The 16,520-nt window shown below is 69.1% G+C and carries 14 protein-coding genes; 12 read left to right on the top strand and 2 right to left on the bottom strand.

What is annotated here, in order from left to right:
• Positions 1–214: 214 nt before the first annotated feature.
• Complete coding sequence (locus FNH08_RS23705) at positions 215–658, bottom strand: SRPBCC family protein (RefSeq protein ID WP_152773556.1); 444 nt, start codon at positions 656–658, stop codon at positions 215–217.
• A 219-nt stretch (positions 659–877) separates the two neighbouring features.
• On the opposite strand from FNH08_RS23705, the gene FNH08_RS23710 reads away from it, so the two are divergent.
• The 3 genes from FNH08_RS23710 to FNH08_RS23720 all read left to right on the top strand — a co-directional run bounded on the left by FNH08_RS23710 (position 878) and on the right by FNH08_RS23720 (position 4,426).
• Positions 878–1,924: an Rv2578c family radical SAM protein gene (locus tag FNH08_RS23710; RefSeq protein WP_152773557.1), complete on the top strand. Its 1,047-nt coding sequence runs from the start codon at positions 878–880 to the stop codon at positions 1,922–1,924.
• Between the two features lie 201 nt (positions 1,925–2,125).
• On the top strand, positions 2,126–3,724 hold the full coding sequence (locus tag FNH08_RS23715; protein ID WP_152773558.1) for an alpha/beta hydrolase: 1,599 nt from the start codon (positions 2,126–2,128) through the stop codon (positions 3,722–3,724).
• 162 nt (positions 3,725–3,886) lie between these two features.
• On the top strand, positions 3,887–4,426 hold the full coding sequence (locus tag FNH08_RS23720; protein ID WP_152773559.1) for a GNAT family N-acetyltransferase: 540 nt from the start codon (positions 3,887–3,889) through the stop codon (positions 4,424–4,426).
• A 7-nt stretch (positions 4,427–4,433) separates the two neighbouring features.
• On the opposite strand, the gene FNH08_RS23725 is transcribed toward FNH08_RS23720, so the two are convergent.
• Positions 4,434–5,006, bottom strand: a complete 573-nt coding sequence (locus FNH08_RS23725) for an adenylosuccinate lyase (RefSeq protein ID WP_152773560.1) — start codon at positions 5,004–5,006, stop codon at positions 4,434–4,436.
• A gap of 379 nt (positions 5,007–5,385) precedes the next feature.
• Between FNH08_RS23725 and FNH08_RS23730 the strand changes: the two genes are divergently transcribed.
• The 9 genes from FNH08_RS23730 to pssA all read left to right on the top strand — a co-directional run bounded on the left by FNH08_RS23730 (position 5,386) and on the right by pssA (position 16,470).
• Positions 5,386–7,191 (top strand): 3-hydroxyacyl-CoA dehydrogenase family protein, encoded by a 1,806-nt coding sequence (locus FNH08_RS23730; RefSeq protein ID WP_152773561.1) that lies wholly within the window; start codon positions 5,386–5,388, stop codon positions 7,189–7,191.
• 142 nt (positions 7,192–7,333) lie between these two features.
• Positions 7,334–8,182, top strand: a complete 849-nt coding sequence (locus FNH08_RS23735) for a TetR family transcriptional regulator (RefSeq protein WP_194238581.1) — start codon at positions 7,334–7,336, stop codon at positions 8,180–8,182.
• Between the two features lie 532 nt (positions 8,183–8,714).
• Positions 8,715–10,052, top strand: coding sequence for a crotonyl-CoA carboxylase/reductase (gene ccrA / locus FNH08_RS23740; protein ID WP_322725206.1), 1,338 nt, complete (start codon positions 8,715–8,717; stop codon positions 10,050–10,052).
• An 18-nt stretch (positions 10,053–10,070) separates the two neighbouring features.
• Positions 10,071–12,098, top strand: a complete 2,028-nt coding sequence (locus tag FNH08_RS23745) for a protein meaA (RefSeq protein ID WP_152773563.1) — start codon at positions 10,071–10,073, stop codon at positions 12,096–12,098.
• The gene (locus FNH08_RS23750; protein ID WP_152773564.1) at positions 12,095–13,069 is read left to right on the top strand and encodes an HpcH/HpaI aldolase/citrate lyase family protein; all 975 of its coding nucleotides are present in this window, start codon (positions 12,095–12,097) and stop codon (positions 13,067–13,069) included. The genes FNH08_RS23745 and FNH08_RS23750 overlap by 4 nt, the downstream gene beginning before the upstream one ends.
• A gap of 5 nt (positions 13,070–13,074) precedes the next feature.
• Entirely contained in the window at positions 13,075–13,599 is a 525-nt protein-coding gene (locus FNH08_RS23755; RefSeq protein WP_152773565.1) for a MaoC family dehydratase, read from the top strand.
• 2 nt (positions 13,600–13,601) lie between these two features.
• Positions 13,602–14,807 (top strand): acyl-CoA dehydrogenase family protein, encoded by a 1,206-nt coding sequence (locus FNH08_RS23760; RefSeq protein WP_152773566.1) that lies wholly within the window; start codon positions 13,602–13,604, stop codon positions 14,805–14,807.
• A gap of 168 nt (positions 14,808–14,975) precedes the next feature.
• Positions 14,976–15,632, top strand: a complete 657-nt coding sequence (locus FNH08_RS23765) for a phosphatidylserine decarboxylase (RefSeq protein ID WP_152773567.1) — start codon at positions 14,976–14,978, stop codon at positions 15,630–15,632.
• A 22-nt stretch (positions 15,633–15,654) separates the two neighbouring features.
• The gene (gene pssA, locus FNH08_RS23770; RefSeq protein WP_322725208.1) at positions 15,655–16,470 is read left to right on the top strand and encodes a CDP-diacylglycerol--serine O-phosphatidyltransferase; all 816 of its coding nucleotides are present in this window, start codon (positions 15,655–15,657) and stop codon (positions 16,468–16,470) included.
• Positions 16,471–16,520: the final 50 nt, after the last annotated feature.

A 16,520-nucleotide genomic window follows, 5' to 3' on the forward strand; every position in this document is an offset into this window, starting at 1 on the left:
GGTGAGAACGCCTCCGACCGTCTCGGCTCGGGCGCCTGCGCGGGTGTTGCGGGTCGGGGGCGAGCGGTGTGCGCGGTACGGGGTGGTGCCCGGCGCGCCCCAGGCTCTCAAGGGGCGCGGGGAACGACACGACAAGCCACGACGAACCCGCACCCGCCCACCGACAGGAACCCGGCAGACGAGACGCCCCCGGCCGCGCCCCCGGAGGGAACCCCTACTTCTCGACCTCGGCCGCCAGCTTCGCCAGAACCAGGTCATAGATGCGCCCCAGCCCCTTGGGCGCGAAGGTCTTCTCGAAGAAGCCGCCGATCCCACCCGCACCGTTCCAGACGGTGGTGACGACGACCCGCGACTTCCCCTCCCCCGCCGGGGTCACCCGCCAGGTCGTGACCATGGAGGAGTTGCGGTCCTTCTCGACGAGCTCCCCGTCGGTGGGCTCGGTGACCTCCAGCAGGCAGTCGCGGACGCGCTTGCTGGTGGCCTGGAGCCTCCAGTGGACGAGAGTGCCCTCGCCGTCGCCGCCCTCACGCACCTCGTACTCGCTGAAGTGCTCGGGCAGCAGCTTCGCGCGGGTGCCGCTGTAGTCGGCGACGGCGTCGAACACGTCCTCCGCGTCCGCCGCGACGACTCGCTCCGTGGTGGCCTCGACCTGCGCCATTGCACTTCCTCCAGCACTTGGTGTTGCTCGGGTTGAGGGAAAGCCAACCATCAGGCGGCCGAGCCCCCCAAATCGGGGTCCACCGGTGGCCGAGAACGACACCCATGAACAGGACCGGACAGGACCCGACGAGACCTTCACACGACATTCGAAAACAGGTTCGCACGATCAAGGGAACATCTGTTCTATTCTGTGGCCAGTGCTACCGAGGAGGCGCCCATGCGCTGGGACCAGCTGGCCGAAAACCCTGCCCAGGCCCGCGACGCCGCGCTGTTCGGCGCGGACGCGGTGACCACCCGCACCTTCGACACCCCGGAGTTCCGCGGCGTCACCTTCCACGAGATCCGGGCGAAGTCGATCGTGAACCGGGTGCCGGGGGCCTCCCGCATGCCCTTCGAGTGGACGGTCAACCCGTACCGGGGTTGCACGCACGCGTGCGTCTACTGCTTCGCCCGCAAGACCCACAGCTACCTGGACCTCGACACGGGCCTCGGCTTCGACTCCCAGATCGTCGTGAAGGTCAACGCCCCCGAGCTGCTGCGCCGCCACCTCGCCTCACCCCGCTGGCGCGGCGAGCACATAGCCATGGGCACCAACGTCGACTGCTACCAGCGCGCCGAGGGCCGCTACGGGCTGATGCCGGGCATCATCTCCGCCCTGCGCGACCACGCGAACCCCTTCTCGATCCTCACCAAGGGCACGCTGATCCTGCGCGACCTCGACCTGCTGAGGCAGGCGTCCGAGGTCACCGAGGTCGGCATCTCCGTCTCCGTCGGCTTCACCGACCACGAGCTGTGGCGCACCGTCGAACCGGGCACGCCCGCCCCGGAGCGCCGGCTGGACGTGGTGCGCACCCTCACCGACCACGGCATCGGCTGCGGCGTCCTGATGGCCCCGGTGATCCCGTTCCTGAGCGACAGCCCGGACCGGCTCCGGGCCACCGTACGGGCGATCGCGACCTCCGGAGCCACCTCCGTGACGCCCCTGGTGCTGCATCTGCGGCCCGGCGCCCGGGAGTGGTTCATGGCCTGGCTGGAGCGCAATCACCCACACCTCGTACGGCGTTACGAGCGGCTGTACGCGGAGGGCGCGTACGCCCCGAAGTGGTACCAGCGCCGGATCACCGGTCAGGTCCACGAACTGGCCCAGGAGTACGGCATGGGCCCCACGCGCGCGGGCCTGCCGCGCAGGATCCCGGCACCCACGCCGGAGGCACCGGACCTCCGGACCCCGGAGCCGACGGCGACCCAGCTGACGCTGCTCTGACCCCGGCGCACGGGGGACGGACCGACGAGCGGATCGGCGGGCGGATCGGCGGGCGGATCGGCGGCGAGCGTCCGAGTGCTTCTCCCTACCCGTTCGGGTCAAGTCTGGACAGAAGGTGTTCTTCCGGGCGGCCACGCCGGGACGATGCGACGAGGGCCGTGGCGTGCACGGCTCGCATCCGCCGCCCTGGGAGACCCGCCGATGAAGAAACGCGCAGCTGCTCTGTGCGGCGCCGCCGCCGTGGTGGCCGGGATGATCGCGGGGGTCCCGGCCGACGCGAGCGCCGGCTCCGCCTCCGCACCGGTCACCGCACCCAACGCCCCTACGGCTGAGCCGGTTTGGAAGAAGTGCGGGACGAGCGCGTACCCGACGCTCCAGTGCGCCTCCCTGAAGGTGCCGCTCGACCACGCGAACCCGCGCGGCAAGCGGATCACGTTGGCGCTCTCGCGCGTGCCGCACACGGCGAAGAAGTACCAGGGGCCCCTGCTGGTCAACCCCGGCGGCCCCGGCGGCAGCGGTCTCACGCTGGCCGGGTTCGTCGCGTCCTCGTTGCCGAAGAAGGTGGCGGCGCAGTACGACGTCATCGGCTTCGACCCGCGCGGTGTCGGCGCCAGCAGTCCCGCCCTGGACTGCCGGCCGAAGCACTTCTCGCCGTCACGGCCCGACTCCCTGCCGACCACTCCGGCCGTCGAGAAGGCCAACCTCGACCGCGCCGCCGCCTTCGCCAAGGCGTGCGTCGCCAAGTACGCGGACGTGCTGCCCTACATCGACACGGTCAGCGCGGTCAAGGACATGGACGCGATCCGGCGGGCGCTCGGCGCCAAGAAGATCAACTACTTCGGGTACTCGTACGGCACCTACCTGGGCGCCGTCTACGCGAAGCTCTTCCCCGGCCGCGTACGGCGTGCCGTGCTGGACTCGATCGTCGACCCCACGGGCGTCTGGTACGACGACAACATCCAGCAGGACTACGCGTTCAACGACCGCCACCTCGCGTTCATGGCGTGGGTCGCGCGGCACAACGCGACGTACAAGCTGGGCACCGACCCGGCGAAGGTCGAGGCCAAGTGGTACGCCATGCGCGAGGCCCTCGCCAAGAAGCCCGCGGACGGCAAGGTGGGCGCCTCGGAACTTGAGGACACCTTCGTCCCGGGCGGGTACTTCAACGGCTACTGGCCCTACCTCGCCGCGGCGTTCGCGTCCTACGTGAACGCCGGGAACGACGACCCGCTGGTGGAGGCGTACGAGCACTTCGGCGCCGTCGACGCGTCGGGGGACAACGGCTACAGCGTCTACTCGGCGGTGCAGTGCCGTGACGCGGCCTGGCCGCGCGACTGGAACCAGTGGCGCACGGACAACTGGGCGGTGTACGAGAAAGCTCCGTTCATGACCTGGAACAACGCCTGGTACAACGCACCCTGCGCGTTCTGGCCGACGAGCACCCCGCAGCCCGTGGACATCTCCAACGACACGCTGCCGCCGGTGCTGCTCTTCCAGGCGACGGACGACGCGGCCACCCCGCACGAGGGCGGCGTCACCGTCCACCGTCTGCTGCGCGGCTCCAGCCTGGTGGTGGAGCAGGGCGGCGGCAACCACGGCATCACCCTCAGCGGGAACGCCTGCCTCGACAAGCACCTGGCGGCGTACCTGACCGACGGCACGGTGCCGCGTGGCGACGGCGAGGCCGACGCGGTGTGCGACCGGGCTCCCGACCCCGAACCCCTGACCGCGAAGCCGACGGCCCCGTCCTCACGGGGCGCGGCACTGCACGGACTCCTCGGCTTCCGCGGCGGAATGTGACGGGCGGTTGGGTACGCCCCTGAAAGGGGCGCGGGGAACTGCGCGAGCAACCACGTACAACCCGCACCCGACCACCGGCAGGACTCGGCAGACGAACCCCACCGGTCACCCACGAAACAATCCACGCGCGCAAGCCATCCGCGCCCACCTAGGGTGCCGCCCATGACCACCCCGCTCCACATACGCGAAATGACCCTGCCCGACTGCCGCCCCGTCGCCGAGATCCGGATCGGCGGCTGGCAGACCGCGTACGCGGGGATGATCCCCCAGACGTACCTCGACCGGCTCGACGTGGACGCGGACGCGGAACGGCGGCGCGGCTACCTGGAGAAGGGCGACGGACAGGTCGTGAACCTGGTCGCCGAACGGCGCGGCGAGGTCGTCGGCTGGGTCTGCCACGGGTCGTACCGAGAGGGCGAAGTCCGCACCGACGACGCCGAGTTGTACGCCCTCTACGTGCGACCGGGCCACTTCTCGACCGGCGTGGGCCACGCGCTGCTCCGGGAGTCGGCCCGGCGGTGCGCCACCGCCGGGCACGCGCGGATGCTGCTCTGGGTCCTGAAGGAGAACACCCGCGCGCGCCGCTTCTACGAGGGCCACGGCTTCACCCCGGACGGCGCCGAGGAGCCCTTCGAGGTGGACGGGGTGATGGTGCCCGAGGTGCGTTACGTACGCGCGCTCCGGGACGCGGCTCGCGACTGACGCCGGCTCACTGCTTGGGCAGTCGCTTCAGCGCTCCGGCCGCAGCCGCCGCGAGAGCCGGATGCGCGAGCGCTTCGTTGAGCACGGCCCGGCCCCGTTCGTCACCCAGCGCGCCCAGGCCCTCCACACAGGCGAGCGCGACCCGGCGGTACGGATCGTTCGGCCGAAGGCGCCGCGCCAGGGTGGTGATCAGGGCGGGCACGGCCTCGGGAGCGCGCAGCGCCACCAGGAGCCGTATGGGGTGCAGGGCGTAGGCGACGCGGAGTTCGTTGGTGGCAAGTGCGGCGGCCGCGCGGGCCGTGCGCGGATCGCCGAGCCGGGCCAGGGCGTGGGCGGCGGACGCACAGCGCTGCGGATCGCGATGGTTAAGGAGCAGGACGAGCGACTCGAAGGCCCGCCGGTCCCCTGCGACACCAAGCCGGAAGGCGGCCAACTCCCGTGCCCACAGCGGCCGTCCGGGAGCGGTGAGCACCCCGGCCAGCTCATTGAGGTCCTCGGTCGCCACCAGCCACTCGTACGCGGCCGGTGCCCCTGATTCCTGCCGTAAGCGCTCCGTGAGTGATCGCAACTCTTCGCCCATGCCACCGAGCCTACGGGCGCTCCGGGCCGTTTGGGGACGTACATCACAAACACGAGGACTAGCGCGCTCGTTACCCACGAGTTAAGCTCAGACGAGCGAACCACCCGTTCGCGTACCTCCCTCCTGGCGGCCTGGTGACGCAGCCGCCCAGGAGAGCAGTCGGTTCGGTACCTCGGGTACCGCAGTGCGATTCGGCTCCGGGACAGGGCCGGTCGGTCATCACCGTTCGCCGGGCGTGTGCACGCCTGTGGCGACGGCACCGGGCGTGTGCGCTCGCAGCCCGGCAACACCCGCACACCGCACTCCCTTCCGCACCCGCTGCGCCCCTCGGCGAAGCCGGGCGCGCTCCCAGTCGTCACCCTCATTCCTGGAGTCCGCGATGGCCACTCCCCTGTCCGACACCCCTCTGTCCCCGCTCAAGACCATTGCCGTCGTCGGTCTCGGCACCATGGGCACCGGTATCGCCGAGGTCCTGGCCCGGGCCGGCCGCGAGGTCATCGGGATCGACATCAGCGAGGCGCAGGCCGCGAAGGCCGTCGCCGCCCTGGAGTCCTCGACCGCCCGTGCCGCGGAGCGCGGCCGGATCACCGAGCGGGAGCGTGGTGACGTCCTGGCGCGCTTCCGCACGTTCACCGACCTCCAGTCCGCGGCCGACGCCGACCTGGTCATCGAGGTGACCCCGGAGTCGTACGAGATCAAGCAGCAGGTCTTCCGCGAGCTGGACGGCATCGTCCGCCCGGAGACCGTCCTCGCGACCGGCACCAACGCGCTCTCGGTCACGCGCCTGGCCGCCGACTCGGCCCGCCCCGAGCGGGTGCTCGGACTGCACTTCTTCAACCCGGCGCCCGCGATGAAGCTCGTCGAGATCGTCTCCTCCGTGCTCACCGCGCCCCAAGCCGTCGCCGCGGTCACGGACCTGGCCATCGAACTGGGCAAGGAGCCCGTGGCGGTCGGCGACCGGCCCGGCTTCGTCGCCGACGGGCTGCTGTTCGGCTACCTCAACCAGGCCGCCGCGATGTACGAGGCCAAGTACGCCTCCCGCGAGGACATCGACGCGGCGATGCGGCTCGGCTGCGGCCTGCCGATGGGCCCGCTCGCGCTGCTCGACCTGATCGGCGTCGACACGGCCCGTACGGTCCTGGAGGCCATGTACGCCGCCTCGCACGACCGGCTGCACGCGCCCGCGCCGATCCTCAGGCAGCTCAGCGAGGCCGGCCTGACGGGCCGCAAGTCGGGGCGCGGCTTCTACACGTACGAGGCACCCGGCAGCGCCACCGTCGTGCGGGACGCGCTGACGCCGCTGTCCGACGGGCCCACGGTCCCCGGCCGCGGCGTCCGCTCCGTCGGCGTCGCGGGCTCCGGGACCATGGCGTCCGGGATCGCCGAGGTGTTCGCGAAGGCCGGGTACGAGGTCGTGCTCGCCGCGCGCAGCGAGGAGAAGGCGCAGGCCGCCAAGGCCCGTATCGGGAAGTCGCTTTCACGCTCTGTCGACAAGGGGCGGATGACGGTCGAGGCGGCGGCCGAGACGCTGGACCGGATCGCCCCGGCGGGCTCGTACGACGCGTTCGCGGACGTCGACCTCGCCCTGGAGGCCGTCGCGGAGGACCTGGAGGTCAAGCGGCAGCTGTTCGCGACCTTCGACAAGGTCTGCAAGCCGGGGGCGATCCTCGCCACCACGACCTCGTCACTGCCGGTCGTGGCCTGCGCCCGCGCCACCTCACGGCCGCAGGACGTGATCGGCATGCACTTCTTCAACCCGGCCCCCGCGATGAAGCTGGTCGAGGTGGTCCGCACGGTCCTGACCGCGGACGACGTGCACGCCACGGTCCGCGAGCTGTGCACCGCGGTCCGCAAGCACCCGGTGGACTGCGGTGACCGTGCCGGGTTCATCGTGAACGCGCTGCTGTTCCCGTACCTGAACAACGCGGTCAAGATGGTCCAGGAGCACTACGCGTCGCTGGACGAGATCGACGCGGCCATGAGGCTGGGCGGCGGCTACCCCATGGGCCCGTTCGAACTGCTCGACGTGGTCGGGCTCGACGTCTCGCTGGCCATCGAGCGGGTCCTGCACCGCGAGTTCCGCGACCCGGGCCTGGCCCCGGCGCCCCTTCTGGAGCACCTGGTGGCCGCGGGCTGCCTCGGCCGCAAGACGGGCCGCGGCTTCCGCGAATATGCCAAGCGCTGAGCGGGCCGGCGACGGGTTCGAGTCAGGCGCGGACTGGGGCGGGCTACTGGATCCCGGCGGCTCCGCCCCGGCCTCCCGGCCGGGCACTCCCCCGCCCACCTGGGACGGGGGGTTCGGAAGATCCGCGCAACATGCAGCACACATGCAGTACGTTCGGGTCATGTCCCAGCCCGCCAGGTCCTCACGTACACCAGCTACCACGTCCGACACTCCGGAAAGTGCCGCGGGCGGTCGCGCCGCCGCCCAACGGCTCAAGATGCGCCGGGAACTGGCGGCCGCGGCGATGGAACTGTTCGCGACGAAGGGGTACGAGGCGACCACCGTCGACGAGATCGCGGCGACCGCCGGGGTCGCCCGCCGCACCTTCTTCCGCCACTTCCGTTCCAAGGAAGAGGCGATCTTCCCGGACCACGACGACACGCTGATCCGGGCGGAGGCGGTGCTGAACGCGGCGCCCGCGCACGAGCACCCGCTCGACACCGTGTGCCGCGGCATCAAGGAAGTCATGAGGATGTACGCGGCCCGGCCGGAGATCTCCGTGCAGCGCTACAAGCTCACCCGGGAGGTCCCCACCCTGCGTGAGGCGGAGATCGCGTCGGTCGCCCGCTACGAGCGGCTCTTCACCCGGTACCTGCTGGGCCACTTCGACGAACACGCGCACGACGACGACGCCAACGACGACCCGCTGCTGGCCGAGGTCGCCGCGTCCGCGGTCGTCACCGCGCACAACCACGTGCTGCGCCGCTGGCTGCGGGCCGGCGGTCAGGGAGACGTGGAGGCGCAGCTGGACCACGCCTTCGCGATCGTCCGCCGGACGTTCGGCACGGGGATCGGGGCGGGCCGGTATGAGCCCGCCCCTCACGCCTCTCCGGCCCCTGCGTCGGTCTCCTCGCAGGGTGAGGTGCTGGTCACTGTGGCCAGGACCGACGCGCCGCTGGACGAGGTCATGAAGACGATCGAGCAGGCGTTGAGGGACCGGAGCGCGCCATAGGGGTGCGGGTCGTTTGCGGGCTGCGGGTTGTCGGTCGTTGCTCGCGCAGTTCCCCGCGCCCCTAAAGGGGCGCCCCTCATCCGTAAATGTCACCCGGACGGCCCAAGGGGCGGTCGCTACCGCGACTGGATGCCCCCTAGGGCCGTTCGCCCATTTCCGTACCCATATCACCGGATTTTTCGGTCTACTCAGCGGTAGCTTTGATCGATCATCGCTCATTTGTTACGTAAAGATTTCATCTGAGAGCAATTTCTGGCACCCAGTGCCTTGCCGCATGACACGCCGTGCCATACCTTGAGGTTGTCCGGGCGGCCGGCGTGCAGTGATCCTTCGTACGTCGGCTGTCCCCGCAAGCCACCTGGCGAGCGCGCCCGGACGCCTGCGTCACAGGCACCCTCCGCGCCACACCAAGCGCTGCCGAAGCACCACCCTTCCGCCGAACCGACGGCACACCCTCAGCAGCACTGATCAGCACCCGACGTAACCCTCAGCAGCGTCTTCCCTCAGGACGCTCGTCGCCGGAGGCAACACCGTGAAGGAAATCCTGGACGCGATCCAGTCGCCGGAGTCCACATCCGCCGACTTCGCCGCTCTGCCGCTCCCCGAGTCGTACCGCGCGATCACCGTGCACAAGGACGAGACCGAGATGTTCGCGGGGCTCACCACCCGCGACAAGGACCCGCGCAAGTCGATCCACCTGGACGACGTGCCGCTGCCCGAGCTGGGTCCGGGTGAGGCCCTGGTGGCCGTCATGGCCTCCTCGGTCAACTACAACTCGGTCTGGACCTCGATCTTCGAGCCGCTGTCGACCTTCGGCTTCCTGGAGCGCTACGGCAGGCTCAGCGAGCTCACCAAGCGCCACGACCTGCCGTACCACATCATCGGCTCCGACCTCGCGGGCGTCGTCCTGCGCACCGGCCCCGGCGTCAACGCCTGGCGGCCCGGTGACGAGGTCGTCGCGCACTGCCTGTCGGTCGAGCTGGAGTCCAGTGACGGCCACAACGACACGATGCTCGACCCCGAGCAGCGGATCTGGGGCTTCGAGACGAACTTTGGTGGACTCGCAGAGATCGCACTCGTCAAGTCCAACCAGCTGATGCCGAAGCCGGACCACCTCAGCTGGGAGGAGGCCGCCGCTCCGGGCCTGGTCAACTCCACGGCGTACCGGCAGCTGGTCTCCCGCAACGGCGCCGGCATGAAGCAGGGCGACAACGTCCTCATCTGGGGCGCGAGCGGCGGGCTCGGCAGCTACGCCACCCAGTTCGCCCTGGCCGGTGGCGCCAACCCCATCTGTGTCGTGTCCTCGCCGCAGAAGGCGGAGATCTGCCGGGCCATGGGCGCGGAGGCGATCATCGACCGCAACGCCGAGGACTACAAGTTCTGGAAGGACGAGCAGACCCAGGACCCGAAGGAGTGGAAGCGCTTCGGCAAGCGCATCCGCGAACTCACCGGCGGGGAGGACATCGACATCGTCTTCGAGCACCCCGGCCGCGAAACCTTCGGCGCGAGCGTCTTCGTCACCCGCAAGGGCGGCACCATCACCACCTGCGCCTCGACCTCGGGCTACATGCACGAGTACGACAACCGCTACCTGTGGATGTCCCTGAAGCGGATCATCGGCTCGCACTTCGCCAACTACCGCGAGGCCTGGGAGGCCAACCGGCTCATCGCGAAGGGCAAGATCCACCCGACGCTGTCGAAGGTCTACCCGATGGAGGAGACCGGCCAGGCCGCGTACGACGTGCACCGCAACCTCCACCAGGGCAAGGTCGGAGTGCTGTGCCTCGCCCCCGGCGAGGGTATGGGTATCCGCGACGAGGAGAAGCGGGCGAAGCACATCGACGCCATCAACCGCTTCCGGAACATCTGAGGACAGCGGAGGCCATAGATGACTGAGCGTCAGAAGGACCGGCCGTGGCTCATGCGCACGTACGCCGGTCACTCCACGGCCGAGGCGTCCAACGAGCTGTACCGGCGCAACCTCGCCAAGGGGCAGACAGGTCTCTCGGTGGCGTTCGACCTGCCCACGCAGACGGGCTACGACCCCGACCACATCCTCGCCCGCGGCGAGGTCGGCCGGGTCGGGGTGCCCGTCTCGCACCTGGGTGACATGCGCCGGCTGTTCCAGGACATCCCCCTGGAGCAGATGAACACCTCGATGACCATCAACGCCACGGCCATGTGGCTGCTGGCGCTCTACCAGGTCGTCGCGGAGGAGCAGGGCGCCGACATCACCAAGCTCCAGGGGACGACGCAGAACGACATCGTGAAGGAGTACCTGTCGCGGGGGACCCATGTCTTCCCGCCGGGGCCCTCCCTCCGTCTGACGACGGACATGATCGCGTACACGGTCTCGCACATCCCGAAGTGGAACCCGATCAACATCTGCAGCTACCACTTGCAGGAGGCGGGCGCCACTCCGGTCCAGGAGATCGCGTACGCGATGTCGACGGCCGTCGCGGTGCTGGACGCCGTGCGTGACTCCGGCCAGGTGCCGCAGGAGCGCATGGGTGATGTCGTCGCCCGTATCTCCTTCTTCGTGAACGCGGGCGTCCGCTTCGTCGAGGAGATGTGCAAGATGCGGGCGTTCGGCCGCATCTGGGACCGCGTCACCCGCGAGCGGTACGGCATCGAGGACCCCAAGCAGCGGCGGTTCCGCTACGGCGTCCAGGTCAACTCGCTCGGTCTGACGGAGGCCCAGCCCGAGAACAACGTCCAGCGCATCGTGCTCGAGATGCTGGCCGTGACACTCTCGAAGGACGCCCGCGCCCGTGCCGTCCAGCTTCCCGCCTGGAACGAGGCGCTGGGCCTGCCCCGGCCCTGGGACCAGCAGTGGTCGCTGCGCATCCAGCAGGTCCTCGCGCACGAGAGCGACCTGCTGGAGTACGAGGACATCTTCGAGGGCTCGCACGTCATCGAGAAGAAGGTCTCCCAGCTGGTCGAGGAGTCGTTCACCGAGATCGAGCGGATCCAGGAGATGGGCGGCGCGATGGCCGCCGTCGAGTCGGGCTATCTGAAGTCGCAGCTCGTCTCCTCGCACGCCGAGCGCCGGGCCCGGATCGAGTCCGGCCGGGAGAAGATCGTCGGCGTCAACATCTTCGAGACGACCGAGCCGAACCCGCTGACCGCCGACCTGGACACCGCGATCCACACGGTCGACCCCGCGGTCGAGGAACGTGTCGTGGGAGCCCTCCAGGCATGGCGGGACACCCGCTATCAGCCGCCGTTCAACCACCCGCGCCCCTGCAAGGCGCTGGAACGCCTGAAGGAGGCCGCCAAGGGCACGGACAACCTCATGGAGGCCACCCTGGAGTGCGCCCGCGCCGGGGTCACGACCGGTGAGTGGGCCGGGGCGCTGCGGGAGGTGTTCGGGGAGTTCCGGGCGCCGACCGGTGTCTCCTCCGCGCCGGTCGCGGTGGCCGCCGAGGAGGGCTCCGGTATGGCGGACGTCCGCCGGAGGGTCGACGCCACCGCCCGGGACCTGGGCGTGGGCAAGCTGCGCTTCCTCGTCGGCAAGCCCGGCCTGGACGGGCACTCCAACGGAGCCGAGCAGATCGCCGTGCGCGCCCGGGACGCCGGCTTCGAGGTGGTCTACCAGGGCATCCGGCTCACACCCGAGCAGATCGTGGACGCGGCCCTCGCCGAGGACGTGCACGCGGTCGGCCTGTCCATCCTGTCCGGCTCGCACGCGCAGCTCGTGCCGGACGTGCTGGAGCGGCTGCGGGAGGCCGGCGCGCCCGACATCCCGGTGATCGCCGGCGGGATCATCCCGAACGGTGACGCCGAGCAGCTCAGGGCCGCGGGAGTGGCCGCGGTCTTCACCCCGAAGGACTTCGACATCACCGGGATCATCGGCCGTATCGTCGACGAGATCCGCACAGCGAACAAGCTCGACCCCCTGGAGGTCCCCGCATGACCAGCCCTGTTCCCCAGGTGAACCGCCTTCGCCCGCGGCGCTCCTGCCTCGCGGTGCCGGGAAGCAACCCCCGCTTCCTGGAGAAGGCCCAGGGCCTGGCCGCCGACCAGGTCTTCCTCGACCTGGAGGACGCGTGCGCCCCGCTCGCCAAGCCCGAGGCGCGGCACACGATCGTGAAGTTCCTCAACGAGGGCGACTGGACCGGCAAGACGCGCGTCGTGCGGGTCAACGACTGGACGACGGAGTGGACGTACCGCGATGTCGTCACGGTCGTCGAGGGCGCGGGCCCCAACCTGGACTGCATCATGCTCCCGAAGGTGCAGGACGCCCAGCAGGTCGTGGCTCTCGATCTGCTGTTGACGCAGATCGAGAAGACGATGGGCTTCGAGGTCGGCCGGATCGGCATCGAGGCCCAGATCGAGAACGCGCAGGGCCTGAACAACGTCAACGAGATCGCGCAGGCCTCCCCGCGCGTCGAGACGATCATCTTCGGCCCGGCGGACTTCATGGCGTCGATCAACATGAAGTCGCTGGTCGTGGGCGAGCAGCCGCCCGGCTACCCGGCGGACGCCTACCACTACATCCTGATGAAGATCCTGATGGCCGCCCGCGCCAACAACCTCCAGGCGATCGACGGCCCCTACCTCCAGATCCGCAACGTCGACGGCTACCGCGAGGTCGCGCAGCGCGCCGCCGCCCTCGGCTTCGACGGCAAGTGGGTGCTCCACCCGGGCCAGGTCGAGGCGTCCAACGAGATCTTCTCGCCCTCCCAGGAGGACTACGACCACGCCGAGCTGATCCTGGACGCGTACGACTACTGCACCTCCGAGGCGGGCGGCAAGAAGGGCTCCGCGATGCTCGGCGACGAGATGATCGACGAGGCGAGCCGCAAGATGGCGCTGGTCATCTCCGGCAAGGGGCGGGCGGCGGGGATGACCCGTACGTCGAAGTTCGAGATCCCGGAGGCCTGAGCGCGATGCAGTTCGGACGCACCTACGAGGAGTTCGAGGTCGGGGCGGTCTACAAGCACTGGCCCGGGAAGACGGTCACGGAGTACGACGACCACCTCTTCTGTCTCCTGACCATGAACCACCACCCGCTCCACATGGACTCCAACTACGCGGAGAAGACGACCGACTTCGGCAAGAACGTCGTCGTGGGGAACTACATCTACTCGCTGTTGCTCGGCATGTCCGTCCCGGACGTCTCCGGCAAGGCCATCGCCAACCTGGAGATCGAGTCGCTCAGGCACGTGGCGCCGACCTTCCACGGCGACACGATCTACGGCGAGACGACCGTGCTCGACAAGTGGCCGTCGAAGTCGAAGAACGACCGCGGCATCGTGCACGTGGAGACCAGGGGCTACAAGCAGGACGGCACGCTGGTCTGCGTGTTCCGCCGCAAGGTGATGGTGCCCACCGAGACGTACATCAAGGAGCGCGGCGGCGAACAGCCGGGCCGCCCGGAGCTGAACAGCCCTTCGGAAAAGACGGAGAAGTAGTCATGGCGCGACTCGCCCAGACCCATGGTCTGACGGACATCCAGCAGGAGATCCTGTCCACCGTCCGCGACTTCGTGGACAAGGAGATCATCCCGGTCGCGACCGAGCTGGAGCACCGCGACGAGTATCCCCAGCAGATCGTCGACGGCCTCAAGGAGTTGGGCCTGTTCGGCCTGATGATCCCCGAGGAGTACGGGGGCCTGGGCGAGTCGCTCCTCACCTACGCGCTGTGCGTGGAGGAGATCGCCCGCGGCTGGATGTCCGTGTCCGGCATCATCAACACGCACTTCATCGTGGCGTACATGCTCAAGCAGCACGGCACGCAGGAGCAGAAGGACCACTTCCTGCCGAAGATGGCGCTCGGTGAGGTCCGGGGTGCCTTCTCGATGTCGGAGCCAGGGCTGGGCTCGGATGTGTCGGCCATCACATCGAAGGCGGTGAAGGACGGCGACGACTATGTCCTCAACGGTCAGAAGATGTGGCTCACGAACGGCGGAACGTCAAACCTGGTTGCCGTTCTCGTCCGAAGTGACGAAGGACACGCCGAGGGTACGGCGCCCCACAAGTCGATGACGACCTTCCTGGTGGAGAAGGAGCCGGGCTTCGGCGAGGTCCGCCCCGGGCTCACCATTCCCGGGAAGATCGACAAGATGGGCTACAAGGGCGTCGACACGACCGAACTCATCATGGACGGACTACGCATTCCGGCCAATCGTGTGCTCGGCGGTGCCACCGGCCAAGGGTTTTACCAAATGATGGACGGTGTCGAGGTCGGCCGGGTGAATGTGGCGGCACGTGGCTGCGGCGTCGCTCAGCGTGCGTTCGAACTGGGTGTCGGTTACGCGCAGCAACGCCATACCTTCGGTAAGCAGATCGCCCAGCACCAGGCGATTCAGTTCAAGCTGGCGGAGATGGCTACCAAGGTCGAGGCCGCTCATGCGATGATGGTCAACGCAGCTCGCAAAAAGGACTCGGGCGAACGAAACGACCTCGAGGCAGGGATGGCGAAGTATCTCGCCTCCGAATACTGCAAAGAGGTCGTCGAGGACGCGTTCCGGATCCACGGCGGCTACGGCTTCTCCAAGGAGTACGAGATCGAGCGCCTCTACCGTGAGGCACCGATGCTGCTGATCGGTGAAGGTACCGCCGAAATCCAGAAAATGATCATCGGACGCAGGTTGCTCGAAGAGTATCGATTCCAGGGCTAGACGTCCGTTTGGGGGTGTTTTCTTCGAGAAGAAGATCACACCCCGTGAACGGTCTTCAGCCGCCGACTCGTCTTCCTGGCTTGCCCAGTTGTGGCCCGCGACCGGTACCATCCCGGAAAGCCGCCGTCCCCAGTCACTGCGCGGCATCATCCGCTACGAAGGTCATCCATGCCCCACAGCCAAACCTCTGCACCACGCGACAGGTTTTCTGGTGTACGCCTCGCGCGCGGAGCATCGCCGTGGCTTCTCCCGACCGTCGCCACCGCAGCCCTCAGCCTGGCCCGCGCGCGCCGCTCCGGCGCCGCCAAGGCCGTGGCCGTACCCGCCACCGCGCTCGCGGCCGGCATGCTGTGGTTCTTCCGCGACCCCGAGCGCGAGATCGCCCAGGGCCGGGTCATCTCGCCCGCCGACGGTGTGGTGCAGAGCATCATGCCGTGGAAGGACGGACGGACCCGCGTCGCGATCTTCATGAGCCCGCTCAACGTCCACGTGAACCGCGCGCCACTCTCCGGCACGGTCACGTCGGTCGAGCACATCCCCGGCGGGTTCGTTCCGGCGTTCAACAAGGAGAGCGAGAACAACGAGCGCGTCGTCTGGCACTTCGACACCGAACTCGGTGACATCGAGATGGTCCAGATCGCCGGCGCGGTCGCTCGCCGTATCGTCCCGTACGTCCCGCAGGGCACCAAGGTCGAGCAGGGTGACCGCATCGGGCTGATCCGCTTCGGCTCGCGCGTCGACATCTACCTCCCGGAGGGTGTCGAGGTCGCGGTCGAGGTCGGGCAGAAGACCGTGGCTGGGGTGACTCGCATTGACCGTGATTGATCCCGAGACACAGGCCGGCTGGGTGCCGGAGGCGGAGGACGACGACGAGGAGGAGATGCCGCTGTCGCTGCGTTTGTCGATAGCGGACACTCTGACGCTCGGCAACGCGACGTGCGGCTTCATGGCGGTGTACTTCACCACCACGGGCATCCTGATCCCGGACCTCACCGGCAGCCAGGAAACCGGCATGGCCCGCAACAGCGCGGCCACGGCGGTCATCCTGATGCTGTGCGCGGCGGTCTTCGACCTGTTCGACGGTCTGGTGGCGCGCAAGCTGCGCTCCTCCCCCATGGGCGCGGAGCTGGACAACCTCTCCGACCTGATCAGCTTCGGCCTCGCACCGGCCTACTTCGTACTGGTCTACGGCATGGTCGCGGACGGCGCGTACCAGCGGGTGGCGACGGTGGGTGCCGTCGTCGTGCTGCTGGCGGTGGTGCTGCGGCTTGCGCGGTTCTCGTGCGTGACGGTGAAGGACGGCACGTTCCAGGGCATGCCGTCGCCGTTCGGCGCGCTCACGGTCGTCTCGATCGTGCTGCTGGAGCTGCCGTTCGTGGCGACGCTGCTGGCGATCCTGGGTACGGCGTGGCTGATGGTGAGCCGGGTCGAGTACCCGAAGCCGCGGGGGCGCCTCGCGGTGGCGATGCTCTCCTGGATCGTCCTGTCCATGGGGCTTCTGGCGGCGTGGGCCTTCGACGCGCCGAGTGGCCAGCTGCTCCTCCAGACGGGCTGCGCGCTTCAGCTGGTCATGGGGGCGGTGATTCCGTTGTTCGCCACGGCTCGCCGTGTGAACAACTTCCGCGACAATCGGCGGGAGGCTCGGGCGGCGCAGCTGCCGTAGCCGTCCCGGCGGACGCGTGTGGAGAGGGCCCGAACCGTAACGGTTCGGGC

It is taken from the genome of Streptomyces spongiae, from assembly GCF_009377185.1.
In the GTDB taxonomy this organism is placed as follows: domain Bacteria; phylum Actinomycetota; class Actinomycetes; order Streptomycetales; family Streptomycetaceae; genus Streptomyces; species Streptomyces spongiae.

Coding starts and splice junctions, on each gene's coding strand:
- FNH08_RS23705 (WP_152773556.1), bottom strand. CDS start 658: ATGGCGCAGGTCGAGGCCACCACGGAGCGAGTCGTCGCGGCGGACGCG.
- FNH08_RS23710 (WP_152773557.1), top strand. CDS start 878: ATGCGCTGGGACCAGCTGGCCGAAAACCCTGCCCAGGCCCGCGACGCC.
- FNH08_RS23715 (WP_152773558.1), top strand. CDS start 2,126: ATGAAGAAACGCGCAGCTGCTCTGTGCGGCGCCGCCGCCGTGGTGGCC.
- FNH08_RS23720 (WP_152773559.1), top strand. CDS start 3,887: ATGACCACCCCGCTCCACATACGCGAAATGACCCTGCCCGACTGCCGC.
- FNH08_RS23725 (WP_152773560.1), bottom strand. CDS start 5,006: ATGGGCGAAGAGTTGCGATCACTCACGGAGCGCTTACGGCAGGAATCA.
- FNH08_RS23730 (WP_152773561.1), top strand. CDS start 5,386: ATGGCCACTCCCCTGTCCGACACCCCTCTGTCCCCGCTCAAGACCATT.
- FNH08_RS23735 (WP_194238581.1), top strand. CDS start 7,334: ATGCAGTACGTTCGGGTCATGTCCCAGCCCGCCAGGTCCTCACGTACA.
- FNH08_RS23745 (WP_152773563.1), top strand. CDS start 10,071: ATGACTGAGCGTCAGAAGGACCGGCCGTGGCTCATGCGCACGTACGCC.
- FNH08_RS23750 (WP_152773564.1), top strand. CDS start 12,095: ATGACCAGCCCTGTTCCCCAGGTGAACCGCCTTCGCCCGCGGCGCTCC.
- FNH08_RS23755 (WP_152773565.1), top strand. CDS start 13,075: ATGCAGTTCGGACGCACCTACGAGGAGTTCGAGGTCGGGGCGGTCTAC.
- FNH08_RS23760 (WP_152773566.1), top strand. CDS start 13,602: ATGGCGCGACTCGCCCAGACCCATGGTCTGACGGACATCCAGCAGGAG.
- FNH08_RS23765 (WP_152773567.1), top strand. CDS start 14,976: ATGCCCCACAGCCAAACCTCTGCACCACGCGACAGGTTTTCTGGTGTA.